Source organism: Bradyrhizobium sp. 22, from assembly GCF_000482425.1.
Classification (GTDB): Bacteria; Pseudomonadota; Alphaproteobacteria; order Rhizobiales; family Xanthobacteraceae; genus Bradyrhizobium; species Bradyrhizobium japonicum_B.
Map to the genome: position 1 here is coordinate 772849 of NZ_KI519400.1, position 15761 is coordinate 788609.

Here is a 15761-nt window from a genome sequence, read left to right on the forward strand (position 1 = left end):
AACAGAAGCGTGGGCACGCTTCCGCCGCCGCTCTCCGAGCTATGGCGGACAAGTCGCTTTGCCCACCCTACGATACTCGCAAGCCTTGCGAGCGAACGCGTGTCCCGGACGCGCTACAGCAATTAGTAGGATGGGTAGAGCGCAGCGAAACCCATCGTGCTTCAGCGATTGCCGCACGATGATGGGTTTCGCTGCGCTCTACCCATCCTACAGATCATCGCATCAACTCGGCTCCCCGAAGTCGGCGCCGCGCTCTAACTTTGAGAGATCGCCAGCCCAGTCTGCCGGATAGATGCCGAGCGTCACGTGGCGGTGGAACGACGAGTGACGCCAATCGCACAGCCGTTTGACGAGGCCATGCTTGACCGGGTTGATGTGCACGTAGTCGATGTGCCGGGCATAATCCTCCTCGTTCCGGATGGTGTGCTCCCAATAGCGGCGCTGCCAGATGCCGCGCTCCCCTCTGGCGGCGCGGCTGGCCGACACCGGCTCGCTTGTTGCGAGACTGCGGGAGAAAGCGGATTTGATTTGTCGCCAGCGCGTTGCAAAATCGGCATCTCCGTCCGGCATCGTCCAGACGGTGTGAAGATGCTCCGGCAGGATCACAATCGCATCGATCGTGAAGGGATGCCGTCGATGGATCTCGCGAAAGGCCGCGCGCAACAGGTCGATATTCGCCGTCAGAAGCGATTGTCGACGGTCGGCGAGATTGACCGTGAAGAAGAAGCTTCCGCCGGGGACGAAGTTGCGCCGATAGGAGGTCATGCCCTCATCATGGCACAACCTCGGATAGACGTCATCGCTCTTGTAGGATGGGTAGAGCGAAGCGAAACCCATCGTGCTTCAGCGATTGCCGCACGATGATGGGTTTCGCTTCGCTCTACCCACCCTACGAAAGCTCACGCCACCGCCGTATCCGGAATCCGTGCGGCTTCCATCGGGGCCTTGCCGCGGATCAGGTCCGAGGCGCGGTCGGCGATCATCATCGTGGACGCATTCAAATTCGCCGAGATCATGCGCGGCATCACCGAGGCGTCGATGACGCGCAGGCCTTCGAGGCCGTGGACGCGGAGCTGATCATCGACCACCGCCCAGGTCGAGTCCGCCGGGCCCATGCGGCAGGTGCAGCCGGGGTGGAAGGTGGTGGTGCCGCGCTGGGTCGCGGCGTGCAGGAATTCGTCGTCGGTGTTGACGTTGGGGCCGGGGAAATCCTCGTAGGCGTAATAGGGCGACAGCGGCGCGGACTTCAGAAGCCTGCGCGCAAGCTTCATGCCGCCGACGATGACGCGGCGGTCGAGCTCGGCGTCGAGATAATTGGTCTGGATGATCGGCGGCGCGAACGGATCTGAGGAGCGAATGCGGACATAGCCGCGGCTCTCCGGGCGCTGCTGCCAGGAAGCCACGGTCATGCCGGGCTCGTCCTCGAGCTGGCCCTGGACGCCTTCCTTGTAGGACGCCGGCGTGAAGGTGAGCTGGAGGTCGGAGCTCTCCGCGCTCTCGCCGGAGTGCCAGAAGCAATAGACCATGGTCGGCGACAGCGAGAGCAGGCCGCGGCGCGCGGTTGCCCATTTCAGCGCCTCGATCCACAGCGACAAGCCGCGGCGGAGCTCGTTGATGGTCTTGATGTCCTTCACCCGCGCCACCGTGCGCGGGGCGTAATGATCCTGCAGGCCCTCGCCGACCGGCAGCGCGTGACGCACGGCGATGCCGTGCTGCTGCAGGAGGTCGGGCGAGCCGATGCCGGAGAGCTGCAGGAGCTGCGGCGAATTATAGGTGCCGCCTGAGAGGATCACCTCCTTGTTGGCACGCACCTCGACCGGCGTGCCGCCGCGACCGCCCTTCATATAGCGAACGCCGACGGCGCGCTTGCCCTCGAAGATGATCTCGGTCGCGTGCGCATGCGTGTGCACATGCACGTTCGGCCGCTTCATCGCCGGCTTCAGGAACGCGGTCGCGCCGGAGACGCGCAGGCCCCTCTCGATGGTGCGCTGGCAGTAGGAGACGCCTTCCTGGCTCTTGCCGTTGTAGTCGGGATTGCGGGGAATGCCGAGCGAGACTGCGCCTTCCATGAAGGCTTCGCAGAGCGGATCGCGCCAGTCCATGGTGGTGACGGTGAGGCTGCCCTCACGGCCGCGATAGGTGTCCTCGCCCTCGCCGACGCGCCTCTCCAGCCGACGGAAGTAGGGCAGCACGTCGGCATAGCCCCAGCCGCGATTGCCCATCTGCGCCCAGGTGTCGAAATCCATGCGCTGGCCGCGATTGTAGATGTGGCCGTTGATCGAGGACGAGCCGCCGAGCGTCTTGCCGCGCGGCGCATAGATGCTGCGCCCGCCGGTCCAGGGCCCCGGCTCCTGCTGGTAGGCCCAGTTGATGCTCTTCATGTGGAAGGTCTTGATGAAACCCGCCGGCAGATGGATGTAGGGATGCCAGTCGGACGGCCCGGCCTCAAGCACGCAGACGCTGGTGTTCGGGTCCTCGCTGAGGCGGCTGGTGAGCACGCAGCCGGCAGAGCCGGCGCCGACGATCACGTAGTCGAATCTATCCATGGTCCCTCGGCCGCCCCTAGCGCGGCTTGTCATTGAGCTGGAATTCCAGGTGCGCCTGCACCGTCGGCCATTCGGCGGCGGTGATGCTGTAGACCACGGTATCGCGCAGCGTGCCGTTCGGCGCGATCTGGTGGCTGCGCAGGATGCCATCCTGCTTGGCGCCCAGGCGCTCGATGGCGCGGCGGCTCTGGTGGTTGAAGAAATGCGTGCGGAACTCGACCGCGATGCAGTTCAGCGCCTCGAAGGCGTGCCGCAGCAGCAGCAATTTGCACTGCGTGTTGAGCGGGCCGCGCTGCGCGCTCTTGCCGTACCAGGTCGAGCCGATCTCGACGCGGCGGTTGGCGGCATCGATGTTCATGTAGGTGGTCATGCCGACGATGTTGCCGGCGGCATCGAACACCGTGAAGGGCAGCATCGAGCCCGCGGTCTGCAGGGAGAGGCGGCGGTCGATCTCCTTCGCCATGCCCTCGGGCGTCGGGACCGCCGTGTACCAGAGCTTCGAGAGCTCGCCGTCCTTGACGGCCTCGACCAGCCCCTCGCGATGCTGATGCGACAGCGGCTCCAGACGGGCGTGCTGTCCGCGCAGGGTGACGGGATCGGGCCAGGGCATTGATGTTATTCTCCGTTGTCATTGCGAGGAGCGAAGCGACGAAGCAATCCAGACTGTCACCGTGGACGCATTCCTGGATTGCTTCGCTTCGCTCGCAATGACGGTCACTAGCACCGTTTACGTGTTTAGGAAATTGAGCGGCAATCCGCCGCGCGGCCAGTCCATGGCGACCAGCTCGCCCTTGCCTGACAGCGTGATGTAGGCGGTCTTCAGCTCGGGGCCGCCGAAGGCGATGTTGGTGGTGACGCGGTCGCCGGTCGGGACCTGCTCCACCAGCGTGCCGTCGGGCGCGATCACCGAGATGCAGCCGGAGACGAGCGTGGCGACGCAGACATTGCCGCCGGCCTCCACCGCGAGCGAGTCGAACATCTGGTAGCCGCCGAGGCCGCAGATCGGCTTGCCCCGCTCGCCGCGATAGATCACGTCGCGCGGCTTCAGCGTGCCGGGCGCGGAAAGCTCGTAGGCCCAGAGACGGCCGGTCGGCGTCTCCGCGATGTAGACGGTATTCTCATCCGGCGACAGCCCGATGCCGTTCGCCGGCAGGATGCCGTGCACGACCTCGACGAGCTCGGTCATGCCGGGCTTGAGATAATACATGCCGCCGACGTCCATCTCGCGCGCGCGGCGCTTGCCGAGATCGGAGAACCACAGGCCGCCCTGCTTGTCGAACACCAGATCGTTCGGCCCGCGCAGATCGTGCGCGCCGCATTTGGTCACGACGGTCTCGACCTTGCCCGATTGCAAATCGACCCGCTGGATCGAGCCGCCGAGATAGTCGTCCGGCTGCGGGCCCGGCATGAACATGTTGCGGGTCGGGATCCAGGAGAAACCGCCATTGTTGCAGATGTAGATCTTGCCGTCGGGCCCGAGTGCGGCGCCGTTCGGACCGCCGGGAATCTTCGCCACGATCTCCTTGCGTCCGTCCGGATAGACGCGCGTCAGGCGCTGTCCCCGGATCTCCACGAGCACCACCGAACCGTCGGGCATCACGACCGGCCCTTCGGGAAATTCGAGATCGGTGGCGAGAACGCGGACGTCAGGCATCGTGAGATCCTCCCGGCTTGTTATGACTTGCACGGGATGTCCGGCACGGCTCCGCACGCAAGCTTTGCCTGCGGTTATGACAAAGTCGCCGCGGCTTGCCAAGCAAGCGGGACGGTATGCCAGCGTTGCGGAAGCTCTATTCCCTCACCGGCACCCAGATCTCGAAGCCGCCATTGCCGGTCACGGGATCGAAGGCCTCGCCGTAGCGCTCGAAATTCGGCGCATCCGCAGCCTCGAGACCCGATGCCGGCAGCCACTGATTCCAGATCGTGTTGACGGTGCGGCGGACCGAGGCGATATGATCGGCATGGGTGAACACCGCATAACGCTGCCCGGGAATGCGGATGCGGGCGAAGCGTCGCGGCAGGTCGGAGAAATCGGCGACCTCGACGCCGGCGATGTAGTCGAAATTGCCGGCATCGTCGCCATTGCAGCAGACGCCGTAAGCGACTTGATCTCTCCCTCGATCTCTCCCTTGGCCGACACGTGCGGGAATGTCCGCGACCTCCTGATGGAAGCGCCGCCACAGGCCCGGGATCATGGCGCCATTATCGCAGGAGATGCGCTCGGCGGGACCGGCGACGAGGAAGGCCTTTGCGGTTTCGAAACGCGGCGGGGCGAGATGGTCGAGCATGGTGGAATCCATCAGGATCGGCTCCTGAAGCTTGAGGTGGCTGACGCACGTCGCCGCCCTCACCGCTTCGGGCGTGGCACCGAACTGGTCGCGGAACGCGCGGGTGAATGCTTCGTGCGAGCCGTAATCCGCCTCCAGCGCCAGCGACAGGATATCGGGCGCGCCGTTCGCAAGGCTGCGTGCGGCCTCCGTCAACCGGCGCGCGCGCACGTAACGGATCACCGGAAGACCCGTGGCTGCGGCAAACGCACGCACGATGTGGAACCGCGACACGCCCGAGACCGCAGCGATGTCGTCCAGCGTCATCGGCTCGGCCAGATGACTCTCGATATACCAGAGCGCGCGCTGCGCTGGATTCATGGCGGCTCACCCTCGTTGAAGCGCGGCGATGATGCGCAGGCCATCGGCCGCTTCGCTTGATCGGCATTGCTGTCCCGGCATGAGGATAGACCGGGAATGGCCACTGGCAACGCCCGGCGGTTCACGGCTACATTCCCGAGAACCGCTCAGCAGAAAGCAAGGAGGAACCGCGTCATGGAGATCACCGATGTGCGGGCACACCATATCCGCATTCCCTATGACGCGGGTGTCGCGAGCTTCCGCCAGGGCGCCTCCGCGATCACCGCCCTCGATATGGTGCTGGTCGAGGTCTCGACCGATGCCGGGCTGACCGGCTGGGGCGATGCCTTCGCCTATGTCTGCCCGCGCACCACGCGCAGCGCGGTGGAGGAGATGATCGCGCCGCAGGCCCGCGGGCTGAAGGTGCCCGATGCCGCCGGCATCCCCGCGGCGATGGAGCAGATCCAGCGCAACCTGCATCTGTTCGGCCGCTACGGCATCACCATGTTCGCGATCTCGGGCCTCGACATCGCGCTGTGGGATTTGGCGGCAAAGGTGAAGGGCGTGCCGGTGCATCGCCTGCTCGGCGAGACCAGGCGCACGGCCATTCCGGCTTACGCGAGCCTGCTCCGGATCGGCTCGCCCGACGACATCGCCGCCGAATGCAAGAAGGCGCTCGCGCTCGGCTATGGCGCGATCAAGCTGCACGAGACCACGGCGCCGGCGGTGTTCGCCGCCCGCGAGGCGATCGGGCCGAACATTCCGCTGATGGTCGACATGAACTGCCCGCTCACGGCCGCGCAGGCGATCGGCTTCGCGAAAGACTGCCGGGACGCGCAGCCGATGTTTCTGGAGGAGCCGGTCTGGCCGCCGGAGGATTTTGCCGCGCTTGCGCAAGTGCGCAGCAAGGGCGGGCTCGACATTGCCGCCGGCGAGAATGCCTGCACCGAGTATCAATTCCGCCAGATGATGGAGGCGGGCGCGGTGAGCCACGCCCAGCCGTCGGTGACCAAGGTCGGCGGCATCACGGAATTTGTGAAGGTCGCCGCGCTCGCCGACCGGCTCGGGGTGAAGATCGTGCCGCACTCGCCCTATTTCGGCCCCGGCCTGCTGGCGACGCTGCATCTGCTGGCGACGCGCGACGGCGGGCTTGTGGAGATGTTTCATCTCAAGCGCGAAGCCTGCCTCTGGGGCGGCCGCATCGATGCCGATGCCACCGGCCATGTCGCAGTGCCCTCCGGCCACGGGCTCGGCTACGAGCCCGATCCTGGCGTGATGGAGCGCTACCGCGTGACGTGAACGGCGCGCTATTTCGCGTCCTTGGCCGGCGGCGCGTCCTGTTTCTTCTTCAGGTCCTCGGCCGTCTTCGCCTGGGCGGCCTGGAGGTCGCCAAGCGTCTTCTGCAGGCCGGCGAGGTTCGTCTTCAGCGCGTCGATCTGCCGGTTGGCGGCGTCGAGCTTCTGCTGATGATCGAGATTGAGCTTGGTGATCGTCTTCTGCAGGAAGTCGACATTGCTCTGCAGACAGGAGGTGCGCCGCTCCATGGTCTTCTCGACCGTGCAGATCTCGATGCCGGGCACGTCCTGCGCGTGCACTGGCGCATGCGCCAGCGTTGCGAGCAGCAATATCGCGAAACAAAAGCCGGCGCTTCGAAGCAGCATGAAGGGTTCCTCGTCCGATCGATCACGGCAATGTGCGCTGTTTGCGCACAGCCGGTAAAGGCTACCACACTCGTACCGCATTCTCGCGTTGAGCTTGCGCCGTTCCCTCGGACGGGGAACGATGATCCGCACGCGGACGAAGTGGGCGCTCGTTCCGCGGCTTTGTTTAGGGGAGATTTTCGGAATGGCAACGCGCGATAGACGACTGGCGGAATTCGACGGCGCCGGAGAACCGCCGCCGGGCCTGGCGCTTGAAGTCCTGTGCGAGGACCACAGCGGAACGTATCAATTGCCGTTCGCCTGCCGCTATGTCGAGGGACGCTGGCAGAACCACGAAGCCGGCATCGCGGTCGAAGCCACCGTGATCGGCTGGCGCCTGCCGCGCGTGAAGCAGCGCGGGGCCGCCTGAAGCCCCATATCTGTTCCAAAATGCAACGGCGCCGCGCTCCGCTTTAACGAACGGAACGCGGCCCGAACGAATCGCGCCCGAATCAGCCGAATGGCCGTGTACGCACCTGTTCACGGCTAGATGTCGATGCGGTGAGGGCAGGTGCGTACAATATCTGTGCGGCGCGGCGTACGGCCTCGGCCGCGCGCAGCGCCAAAGGTTAACCCCGGCAAGGACATACACTGCTCAGGCTGCCGCGACCGGCGCCGCCCCCGAAACAGGCAAGCCGTGCCAAGCCTGCCTAATATTCGACCTCGAGCTCCTCGATCTCGGCGGGCTCCTCCCGCGCCGCTGCGATCCATTCGGCCATCTCGGGCATCGCCATGATGGTGTCGGCATAGGCCTGCAGCCGCGGCTCCAGCTTGACGTCGTAGGTGACGAAGCGCGTCACCACGGGCGCGTACATCGCATCCGCCATGGTGCGCTGCGCGCCGAACAGGAAGGGGCCGCCCGACCGCTCCAGGCAGTCGCGCCAGATCGACGAGACGCGGTCGATATCGGCCTGCGCGCGCGACCAGATCTTGAAGCCGGGGAAACGTCCCTTCAGATTCACCGGCAGCGAGGCGCGCAGCGTGGTGAAGCCGGAATGGATTTCGCCCGAGATCGAGCGGCAATGGGCGCGCTGGATGCGGTCATCGGGCAACAGGCCGGCCGCCGGCATCACCTCGTTGAGATATTCGGCGATCGCCAGCGTATCCCAGACCACGGCGCCCTCGTGCCGCAGGCACGGCACCAGGATTGACGAGGACAGCAACAGGATCTCCGCGCGCGCCGACGGATCGTCCGGCGCGGTGACGATCTCCTCGAAATCGAGCCCGGAGAATTTCGCCAGCAGCCAGCCGCGCAGCGACCAGGACGAATAATTCTTGCTGCTGATGGTCAGTGTCGCCTTCGCCATATGGCCCTTCCCTGATCCCGCCTGTCCGCCAGCTCGCGGATGTGCCCGTGCCTGCCGTGACGTGAGCAGCAAGCGACGTGCCAATTTTGCAGGCGGTCCGGCCGCCCGGTTTGGCGTCGTTATTGCATAGCAATGCGGGACGGGTGGGCGTTCCAGTTATGATGTCGATGAATTATCAGGCCTTTCAGAACCACATGGACCTGACGGCGCCGTGGCGCGCGGGGGCCTCGTCCGCGCTCAAGTTTCTCAATCTGGTGCCGCAGGGCATGTCGGATCAGCTCATTGGCCGGCTCGCGGCCGCGCTGGAGCTGATCTCACGCTCGACCTTGACCTATCACCGCCCCGCCTACGGCATCGAGCGCGTGATGGTGGGAAATCGCGAGGTGGCCGTCACCGAGGAGATCGCCTACGCAACGCCGTTCGGCTCGCTGCTGCACTTCAAGAAAGACGGGGTCGGCGAGCAGCCGCGCATGCTGCTGGTGGCGCCGATGTCCGGCCATTTCGCGACGCTGTTGCGCGGCACCGTGCAGACGCTGCTGCAGGACCACGACGTCTACATCACCGACTGGCACAATCCGCGCGACATTCCGCGCAGCGAAGGCCGCTTCGGGCTCGACGACTACACCGAGCATCTGATCGATTTCCTCGGCCAGCTCGGTCCGCGCCCGCACATGGTCGCGATCTGCCAGCCCTCGGTCTCCGCGCTCGCGGCCGCCGCCATCATGTGCGAGGACAACCATCCCTCGCGCCCGGCGACGCTGACGCTGATGGCCGGCCCGATCGACACGCGGATCCAGCCGACCCGGGTCAACGACTTCGCCAAGAGCAGGCCAATCGAATGGTTCGAGCAGAACCTGATCAACTACGTGCCGGTGCAGTGCCGCGGCGCCTTGCGAAAAGTCTATCCCGGCTTCGTGCAGCTCACCGCCTTCGTCTCGATGAATCTCGAGCGCCACATCAAGCAGCATCTCGACCTCGCCAACCACATCGCCAAGGGCGAGAAGGACAAGGCCGCGACCATCAAGACCTTCTACGACGAATATTTCGCCGTGATGGATCTGCCGGCCGAGTTCTACATCGAGACCGTGCGCGACGTGTTCCAGGAGCACCTGCTGCCGCAGGGCAGGCTGATGCATCGCGGCCGCCCGGTGAACACCAAGGCCGTCAGCCGCATGGGGCTGATGACGGTCGAGGGCGAGAAGGACGACATCTGCTCGATCGGCCAGACCCTCGCTGCCCAGGACCTCTGCACCGGCGTGCGCGCCTATCGCCGCGTCCACCACATGCAGGCCGGCGTCGGCCATTACGGCGTGTTCTCAGGCAAGCGCTGGAACAACGAGATCTATCCGCTGCTGCGGGATTTCGTGCACGTCAATTCGTGAGACGCCTCAGCCCGACCATTCCTCGCCCCAGGCCTGGACGACGTGGCCGGGCGAGACTTCGCGATAGTGCCGCACCGGGGGCTGGTAGTCCGGCGCGCGCACGGGGCTTCTGATCTCGTCGTTCGAGACGTCACGCCGGGTGCCACGACGGGAGGGATCGGGCACCGGCACGGCGGCCATCAGCTTCTTGGTGTAAGGATGCTGGGGATTGCCGAACACGGATGCGCGTGGCCCGATCTCGACGATCTCGCCGAGATACATCACCGCGACACGGTGGCTCATGCGCTCGACCACCGCGATGTCGTGGGAAATGAAGAGATAGGCAAGGCCCATGCTGGCCTGCAGGTCGAGCATCAGATTGACGACCTGCGCCTTGACCGAGACGTCCAGCGCGGAGACCGCCTCATCGGCGACGATCAGCTTCGGCCCGAGCGCGAGCGCGCGCGCGATGCAGATGCGCTGGCGCTGGCCGCCTGAGAATTCGTGCGGAAACCGCGCGGCCATGTCGGCGGAAAGACCGACGCGCTTGAGGAGGTCGGCGACCTTGTCGCGCGCCTGCGATGCGGTAGCGAGGCCATTGGCCAGCAAGGGCGCCGCAATCGCCGTCCCCACCGACATGCGCGGATTGAGGCTCGCGAACGGATCCTGAAAGACGATCTGCATGTGCTTTCGAACGTCGCGCAAGGCACGGCCCTTCATGGCGAGGACGTCCTGGCCGTCGATCAGCACGGTGCCGCCGTCCGGCTCCGTCAGCTTGAGGATCGAGCGTCCCGTGGTCGACTTGCCGCAACCGGATTCGCCGACCAGCGCCAGCGTCTCGCCGGCCCGCAAGGTGAACGAGACGTTCTCGACCGCATGGACGCGGCCGGAGACCTTGCCGAACAATCCGGAACGGATCGGAAAACGCGTGGTGAGGCCGGCGACTTCGAGCAGCGGCCGCTCCGCCGTCGAGACGGTGTCGGGCGTCTCCGCCGGCTCGTCCGAAGCCCCCGTCACCTTGTCGACGATCGGAAAGCGCATCGGGCGCGCGCGGCCGTCCATCGAGCCGAGCCGCGGCACCGCGGCGAGCAGCGCGCGGGTGTAGGGATGCGAGGGCGTTTCGAAGATGCGCGCGGTCGTATCCGTCTCCACCGCCTGGCCGCCATACATCACCACGGTACGGTCGGCGATCTCTGCGACCACGCCCATGTCGTGGGTGATGAAGAGGATCGACATCCCCTCCTCCTGCTGGAGCTGCTTCAGGAGCTCGAGGATCTGGGCCTGGATGGTGACGTCGAGCGCGGTGGTCGGCTCGTCCGCGATCAGGAGCTTTGGCCTGCAGGCCAGCGCCATCGCGATCATCACGCGCTGGCGCATGCCGCCGGAGAAGCGATGCGGATGCTCGTGGAAACGCGACCTCGCCGCGGGAATGCGGACGCGATCGAGCAGGCGCACGGTCTCGGCTTCCGCCGCCACACGCGACAGGCCGCGATGCTGGATCAGCGCCTCCGCGATCTGGAAGCCGATGGTGAGCACCGGATTGAGGCTCGTCATCGGCTCCTGGAAGATCATGGCGACGTCATTGCCGCGGATATCCTTCATGCGCGCTTGCGGCAGCGTCAGCAGCTCGCGTCCGGCCAGCGTGACGCGCCCCTCGATGCGGCCGATCTCCTGCGGGATGAGCCGCATGATCGACAGCGCGGTGACGCTCTTGCCCGAGCCGGACTCGCCGACGATCGCCACGGTCTCGGAGGCTGCGACGTCGAACGAGACGTTGCGAACGACGGGTATCCATCGTCGATCGAGCATGAAGGAGGTGGTGAGGCCGGCGACCGACAGCACGGGAGCTTCGGCAACGAGCTGCTCGGGCTTGGTCGCGGCGCTGGTCATAGGCAGACCTCAAGCTCTGCCGCGAAGAAGGTGCGCTCCCTTCCCCGCTTGCGGGGGAGGGTTGGGGAGAGGGTGTCTCGACGACGAAGGCTCCCCCAGAGGAGAGAACCCTCTCCCGGCGCTTCGCGCCGACCTCTCCCGCGAGCGGGAGAGGCAAGAGGAGCCTGCGGCTGCACCGGAGTTCCCATCATCACCTCAATAGCCACGATTACGATCGACCAGCCCTGGCAGCTCTTCGCCGCGGCGGTGGCGCGCGATGACGTCGAGCACGAAATCGACGGCGGTGTCGGGCATCGTCATACTGGCATTGTGCGGCGTCAGCAGAATGCGCGGGTGGCTCCAGAACGGATGGCCCGAAGGCAGCGGCTCGGGATCGGTGACGTCGAGCACCGCAGCCGACAAGGCGCCGCTGTCGAGCGCCGCGAGAAAATCAGCCTCGACGAGATGCGGGCCACGGCCGACATTGACGAGCCCCGCCCCGCGCGGCATGCGCGCGAACAGGTCTGCGTTCAGGATGCCGCGCGTCTCGTCGGTCAGAGGCAACAGGCAGATGAGAATGTCGGCCTGCGCCAGAAACTCCGGCAATGTATCCACGCCCGCGTAACAGGTGACACCTTCGATCTCACGCGGCGAACGGTTCCATCCCGATAGCGCAAAGCCGAACGCCTTGAGACGTTCGAGCACGGCCTGGCCGAGCTGGCCCAGTCCCATCACGCCGACACGCCGCCGCTTCGCCGGCGTGATCCGGATCTCGCGCCAGACCTGCTGCTTCTGCTGGTTGATGAAATCCAGGAGATCGCGATGCAGCGCGAGCACGGCCATGGTGACGTATTCGACCATGGTCTCGGCGATGCCGGGCTCCAGCATGCGGACCAGCGGAATATGAGCCGGAATATTCGTGGCATCGAACTGGTCGACGCCGGCACCGACCGAGAAGATGAGCTCCAGGTTCGGAAAGGTCGTCGCGATATCGTCCGGCGGCACCCAAGCCACGAGATAACGCACCGCGCCGGGGTCGCCGATATCGGGCCAGAGCCGGAACGGCACGTCGGGCGCGCGCTCCGCGAAGAAGCGCGCCCATTCGGCGCCGCGCTCCATGTTGGCCTTGTAGAGAACCGTCATGCCGCGCTCAGAACGGACTGACCGGCGCCAGGCGCCGGCCGTCGATCATGCGCTTGTGGCTGTAGGCGGCGGGATCGACCAGCGGCGTCGCACCGGTGACGATGTCGGCGGCGAGCTTGCCGGCCGCAGGGCCGATGCCAAAGCCGTGGCCGGAGAAGCCGGTGGCGAGGAAGAAGCCGGGCAACGCATCGACCGGCGAGATCACGGGGATGGTATCCGGCGTGCAATCGATGGTGCCGCCCCAGGCTTCCGCGATCTCGATGTCCTTCAACTCCGGATTGGCCTTGATCAACGAGGCCAGCGCGGCATTGACCAGCGACATGTCGGGCGCGGGATCGCGCACGCGCTCGGTCTCGAATGGTGACGGCTTGTCGAAGCTCCAGCTGGTGCCGCGCACGATCTGCTCGAAGAAGGACTTGCCGAACGAGAGCTTGAGCCCGTTCTTGCGATGCAAATAGGTCGGCCAGAACGTGCGCGCGTAGCGGAACAGGTCGGGCGACAGCTCGACCGTGCCGCGGTTGCGCAGCGCCAGCGTGAAGCCGCCGTCGAGGCGGCGACGAATGCAATAGAAATCCGTGCCGAGCGCTCCCGAGGTGATCTCCGGCCCCGGCGTGGTCCTGCACGCGGTGGCGTTGACGAGACCGATCGGCAGCTCGATGCCGTGGCGGCGGCAGAACAGCGACGACCAGGCGCCGCCCGACAGCAGCACGGCCTGGGTGCGGATGGTGCCCTTCTCGGTCACGACGGCGCTGACGCGCCCGCCGGTCGTCTCCAGCCCACGCGCCGCGCAGCCCTGATGGATGGTGACGCCGTGCTTGCGCGCGGCAGTGGCCAGCGCCGGCACCGCCATCGACGGTTCGGCGCGGCCGTCGCTCGGCGTGTGCAGGCCGCCGACCCATGCGTCGGTATTGCCCGGCATGCGCTCGGCAACCTCGGCCGGCGTCAGGACGGTGGAGTGGACCTGCATCTCGCGCGCGACCGCGGCCCACCGCTCCCAGCTTGCGAGCTCGTCCTTGCTCTTGGTCAGGAACAGCACGCCGGTGCGGCGGAAGCCGGCATCGACGCCGGCGTCGTTCTGCATGTCCTCCCAGAGCCGCAGCGCCTCGCGCGCCAGCGGAATCTCCTCGCGCGCCCGGCCCTGCTGCCGGCACCAACCCCAGTTGCGGCTCGACTGCTCGCCACCGACATGGCCCTTTTCGACGAGAGCAACCGAATGCCCCTTCTTCGCCAGATGATAGGCCGCGGAGACGCCGATGACGCCGCCGCCGATGACGACGACATCCACCTGCGCCGGCAGGCGTTCATCGCTGTTGATACGGTTGAGCGGCGGGGACATCGGGCACTCCTGGAATCGGTTCGATCGAGATCTGGTTCGTCATGGGATGTTCATGCGCGGATCGAGCGCATCGCGCAGCCCATCGCCGAGGAAGTTGAAGCTGGTCACCGCCAGCGTGATGGCAACGCCCGGCGCAATCGCGAGCCACGGCGCGCTGGTGAGATAGATCTGCGCATTGTTGAGCATGTTGCCCCAGCTCGCCGCCGGCGGCTGGATGCCGTAGCCCAGGTAACTGACATAGGATTCCAGCAGGATCGCTTTTGCAACGTTCAGCGTCGCGGCCACCACGATCGGCGCGATCGCGTTGGGCACGAGTTCGCGGAACATGATGCGCAGGTTCGACGAGCCGAAGGCGAGCGCGGCGACCGCAAACTCGCGCTCGCGCAGCGACCGCACCTGGGCCTCGACCACGCGGGCGACGGCCATCCAGGCCGTCGCCGCAATCAGCACGGTGGTGGTGACGAGGCCGGGCTCGGTGAGCGCGGCCAGCGCCAGCAGGAGGAAGATGGTCGGAAAGCACAGGACGGCATCGACCAGCCGCATCAGGACCGCACCAACCGCGCCGCCATAGAAGCCGGCGAAGGCGCCGACGGCGATGCCGACCGCCATCGCGATCACCATCGCGACGATGCCGATCGAAAGCGAGACGCGGCCGCCCATCATCAGCCGCGCCAGCACGTCGCGGCCGAGCTCGTCGGTGCCGAGGATATGCGCACCCGAGAGCGGCGGCGCGAACCGCTTCATGATGTCGATATAGGTGTCGTCGAACGGCAGCAGATACGGGCCGAACGCCGAGCCGAGCACGAGGACCAGGATGACCACGGCGCCGGCAAGCGCGAGCCGGTGCCGGCGGAAGCGCCGCCACGCGGCCTGGCCGGGCGCGAGCTGGACGGTGGAGAGCGCTGCGGTCGCCATCACCTAGCCCACCCGGATGCGCGGATCGACGACGGCATAGAGGATGTCGGCCAGCAGCGAGCCGATCAGCACCATGGTCGCCGAGAACATCAGGATGCCCATCACCACGGGATAGTCGCGGTAGCCGATCGAATCCAGGAACAGCCGGCCCATGCCGGGCCAGGTGAACACGGTCTCGGCCACCAGCGCGCCGCCGAGCAGCGTGGGAAACTGCAGGCCCGCCACCGTGATCATCGGCAGCAGCGCGTTGCGGAACGCGTGGACGGTGAGGATGCGCCATTCCGGCATGCCCTTGGCGCGCGCGGTGCGTATGTAGTCCTGGTTGATCACCTCGAGCATGGAGGAGCGCATGAAGCGGCCCCACATCGCGGTCTCCACCAGCGCCAGCACCATCGCCGGCGCGATCAGATGATGCAGCAGATCGAGGAAGGAGCCGTCGCCAATGGTGTGCCGGTTGCCGGCAGGCAGCCAGCCGAGCTTGACCGAGAACACGTAGATGGTGACGAGGCCGAACCAGAAGGTCGGGATCGACAGCGCGATCATGGCCCCGACGGTGGCGAGCGTATCGAACAGCGAATAGCGGCGCAGCGCGCCAAGGATGCCGATCCAGCAGCCGAGCAGCACCGCGATGATGGTCGCCGTCGCCATCAGCTCCAGTGTGGCGCCGAGATGCGAGGAGATCACCGACAACACCGCTTCGCCGTCGCGATAGGAGCGGCCCCAATCGCCTTTGAGCATGCGACCGAACCAGTCGAGATACTGCACCGGTAGCGGCCGATCGAGCCCGAGCTGCTTGGTGACGCGATCGAGATCTTCCTGCGTCATCTGTCCGGAGACGGCAAATTGCGACAGCGGGCCACCGGGCGCCAGATGCAGGATGGCAAAGCCGATCGCCGAGACGATCACCAGCAGCATGATCGCCTGCGCCAGGCGGTTGACGACGTAACGGGCCATCTC

The 15761-nt window shown here is 66.2% G+C and carries 15 protein-coding genes; 3 read left to right on the plus strand and 12 right to left on the minus strand.

Annotated features, from left to right (window positions below; all coding sequences use genetic code 11):
- Positions 1–222: 222 nt before the first annotated feature.
- The 5 genes from K410_RS0129160 to K410_RS0129180 all read right to left on the minus strand — a co-directional run bounded on the left by K410_RS0129160 (position 223) and on the right by K410_RS0129180 (position 5194).
- Positions 223–765: an REP-associated tyrosine transposase gene (locus tag K410_RS0129160; RefSeq protein ID WP_028138154.1), complete on the minus strand. Its 543-nt coding sequence runs from the start codon at positions 763–765 to the stop codon at positions 223–225.
- A gap of 134 nt (positions 766–899) precedes the next feature.
- Entirely contained in the window at positions 900–2546 is a 1647-nt protein-coding gene (locus K410_RS0129165) for a GMC family oxidoreductase (RefSeq protein WP_028138155.1), read from the minus strand.
- A 16-nt stretch (positions 2547–2562) separates the two neighbouring features.
- Positions 2563–3156 carry a GNAT family N-acetyltransferase gene (locus tag K410_RS0129170; protein ID WP_028138156.1) on the minus strand — a complete coding sequence of 198 codons (594 nt, stop codon included), beginning with the start codon at positions 3154–3156 and terminating at the stop codon, positions 2563–2565.
- Between the two features lie 117 nt (positions 3157–3273).
- Positions 3274–4200 carry an SMP-30/gluconolactonase/LRE family protein gene (locus tag K410_RS0129175; protein ID WP_028138157.1) on the minus strand — a complete coding sequence of 309 codons (927 nt, stop codon included), beginning with the start codon at positions 4198–4200 and terminating at the stop codon, positions 3274–3276.
- Between the two features lie 136 nt (positions 4201–4336).
- On the minus strand, positions 4337–5194 hold the full coding sequence (locus K410_RS0129180; protein ID WP_028138158.1) for an AraC family transcriptional regulator: 858 nt from the start codon (positions 5192–5194) through the stop codon (positions 4337–4339).
- Between the two features lie 174 nt (positions 5195–5368).
- On the opposite strand from K410_RS0129180, the gene K410_RS0129185 reads away from it, so the two are divergent.
- The gene (locus K410_RS0129185; protein WP_028138159.1) at positions 5369–6472 is read left to right on the plus strand and encodes a mandelate racemase/muconate lactonizing enzyme family protein; all 1104 of its coding nucleotides are present in this window, start codon (positions 5369–5371) and stop codon (positions 6470–6472) included.
- 8 nt (positions 6473–6480) lie between these two features.
- Here the strand turns inward: K410_RS0129185 and K410_RS0129190 are convergent, their stop codons facing one another.
- Positions 6481–6834: a coiled-coil domain-containing protein gene (locus K410_RS0129190; protein WP_028138160.1), complete on the minus strand. Its 354-nt coding sequence runs from the start codon at positions 6832–6834 to the stop codon at positions 6481–6483.
- Positions 6835–7018: 184 nt separating this feature from the next.
- Between K410_RS0129190 and K410_RS0129195 the strand changes: the two genes are divergently transcribed.
- Positions 7019–7243, plus strand: a complete 225-nt coding sequence (locus K410_RS0129195; protein ID WP_028138161.1) for a hypothetical protein — start codon at positions 7019–7021, stop codon at positions 7241–7243.
- A gap of 280 nt (positions 7244–7523) precedes the next feature.
- Here K410_RS0129195 and K410_RS0129200 read toward each other — a convergent pair whose 3' ends face one another.
- Positions 7524–8180, minus strand: a complete 657-nt coding sequence (locus tag K410_RS0129200) for a glutathione S-transferase family protein (RefSeq protein ID WP_028138162.1) — start codon at positions 8178–8180, stop codon at positions 7524–7526.
- 158 nt (positions 8181–8338) lie between these two features.
- Here K410_RS0129200 and K410_RS0129205 point away from each other — a divergent pair, with 158 nt between their 5' ends.
- Positions 8339–9562 (plus strand): polyhydroxyalkanoate depolymerase, encoded by a 1224-nt coding sequence (locus K410_RS0129205; RefSeq protein WP_028138163.1) that lies wholly within the window; start codon positions 8339–8341, stop codon positions 9560–9562.
- 6 nt (positions 9563–9568) lie between these two features.
- On the opposite strand, the gene K410_RS0129210 is transcribed toward K410_RS0129205, so the two are convergent.
- The 5 genes from K410_RS0129210 to K410_RS0129230 form a co-directional block, all read right to left on the minus strand.
- Entirely contained in the window at positions 9569–11431 is a 1863-nt protein-coding gene (locus K410_RS0129210) for an ABC transporter ATP-binding protein (RefSeq protein WP_028138164.1), read from the minus strand.
- Between the two features lie 195 nt (positions 11432–11626).
- Entirely contained in the window at positions 11627–12553 is a 927-nt protein-coding gene (locus K410_RS0129215) for a 2-hydroxyacid dehydrogenase (protein WP_028138165.1), read from the minus strand.
- Between the two features lie 7 nt (positions 12554–12560).
- Positions 12561–13889, minus strand: coding sequence for an NAD(P)/FAD-dependent oxidoreductase (locus K410_RS0129220; protein ID WP_028138166.1), 1329 nt, complete (start codon positions 13887–13889; stop codon positions 12561–12563).
- Between the two features lie 39 nt (positions 13890–13928).
- Entirely contained in the window at positions 13929–14804 is an 876-nt protein-coding gene (locus K410_RS0129225; RefSeq protein WP_028138167.1) for an ABC transporter permease, read from the minus strand.
- A gap of 3 nt (positions 14805–14807) precedes the next feature.
- On the minus strand, positions 14808–15758 hold the full coding sequence (locus K410_RS0129230; RefSeq protein WP_028138168.1) for an ABC transporter permease: 951 nt from the start codon (positions 15756–15758) through the stop codon (positions 14808–14810).
- Positions 15759–15761 lie beyond the last annotated feature (3 nt).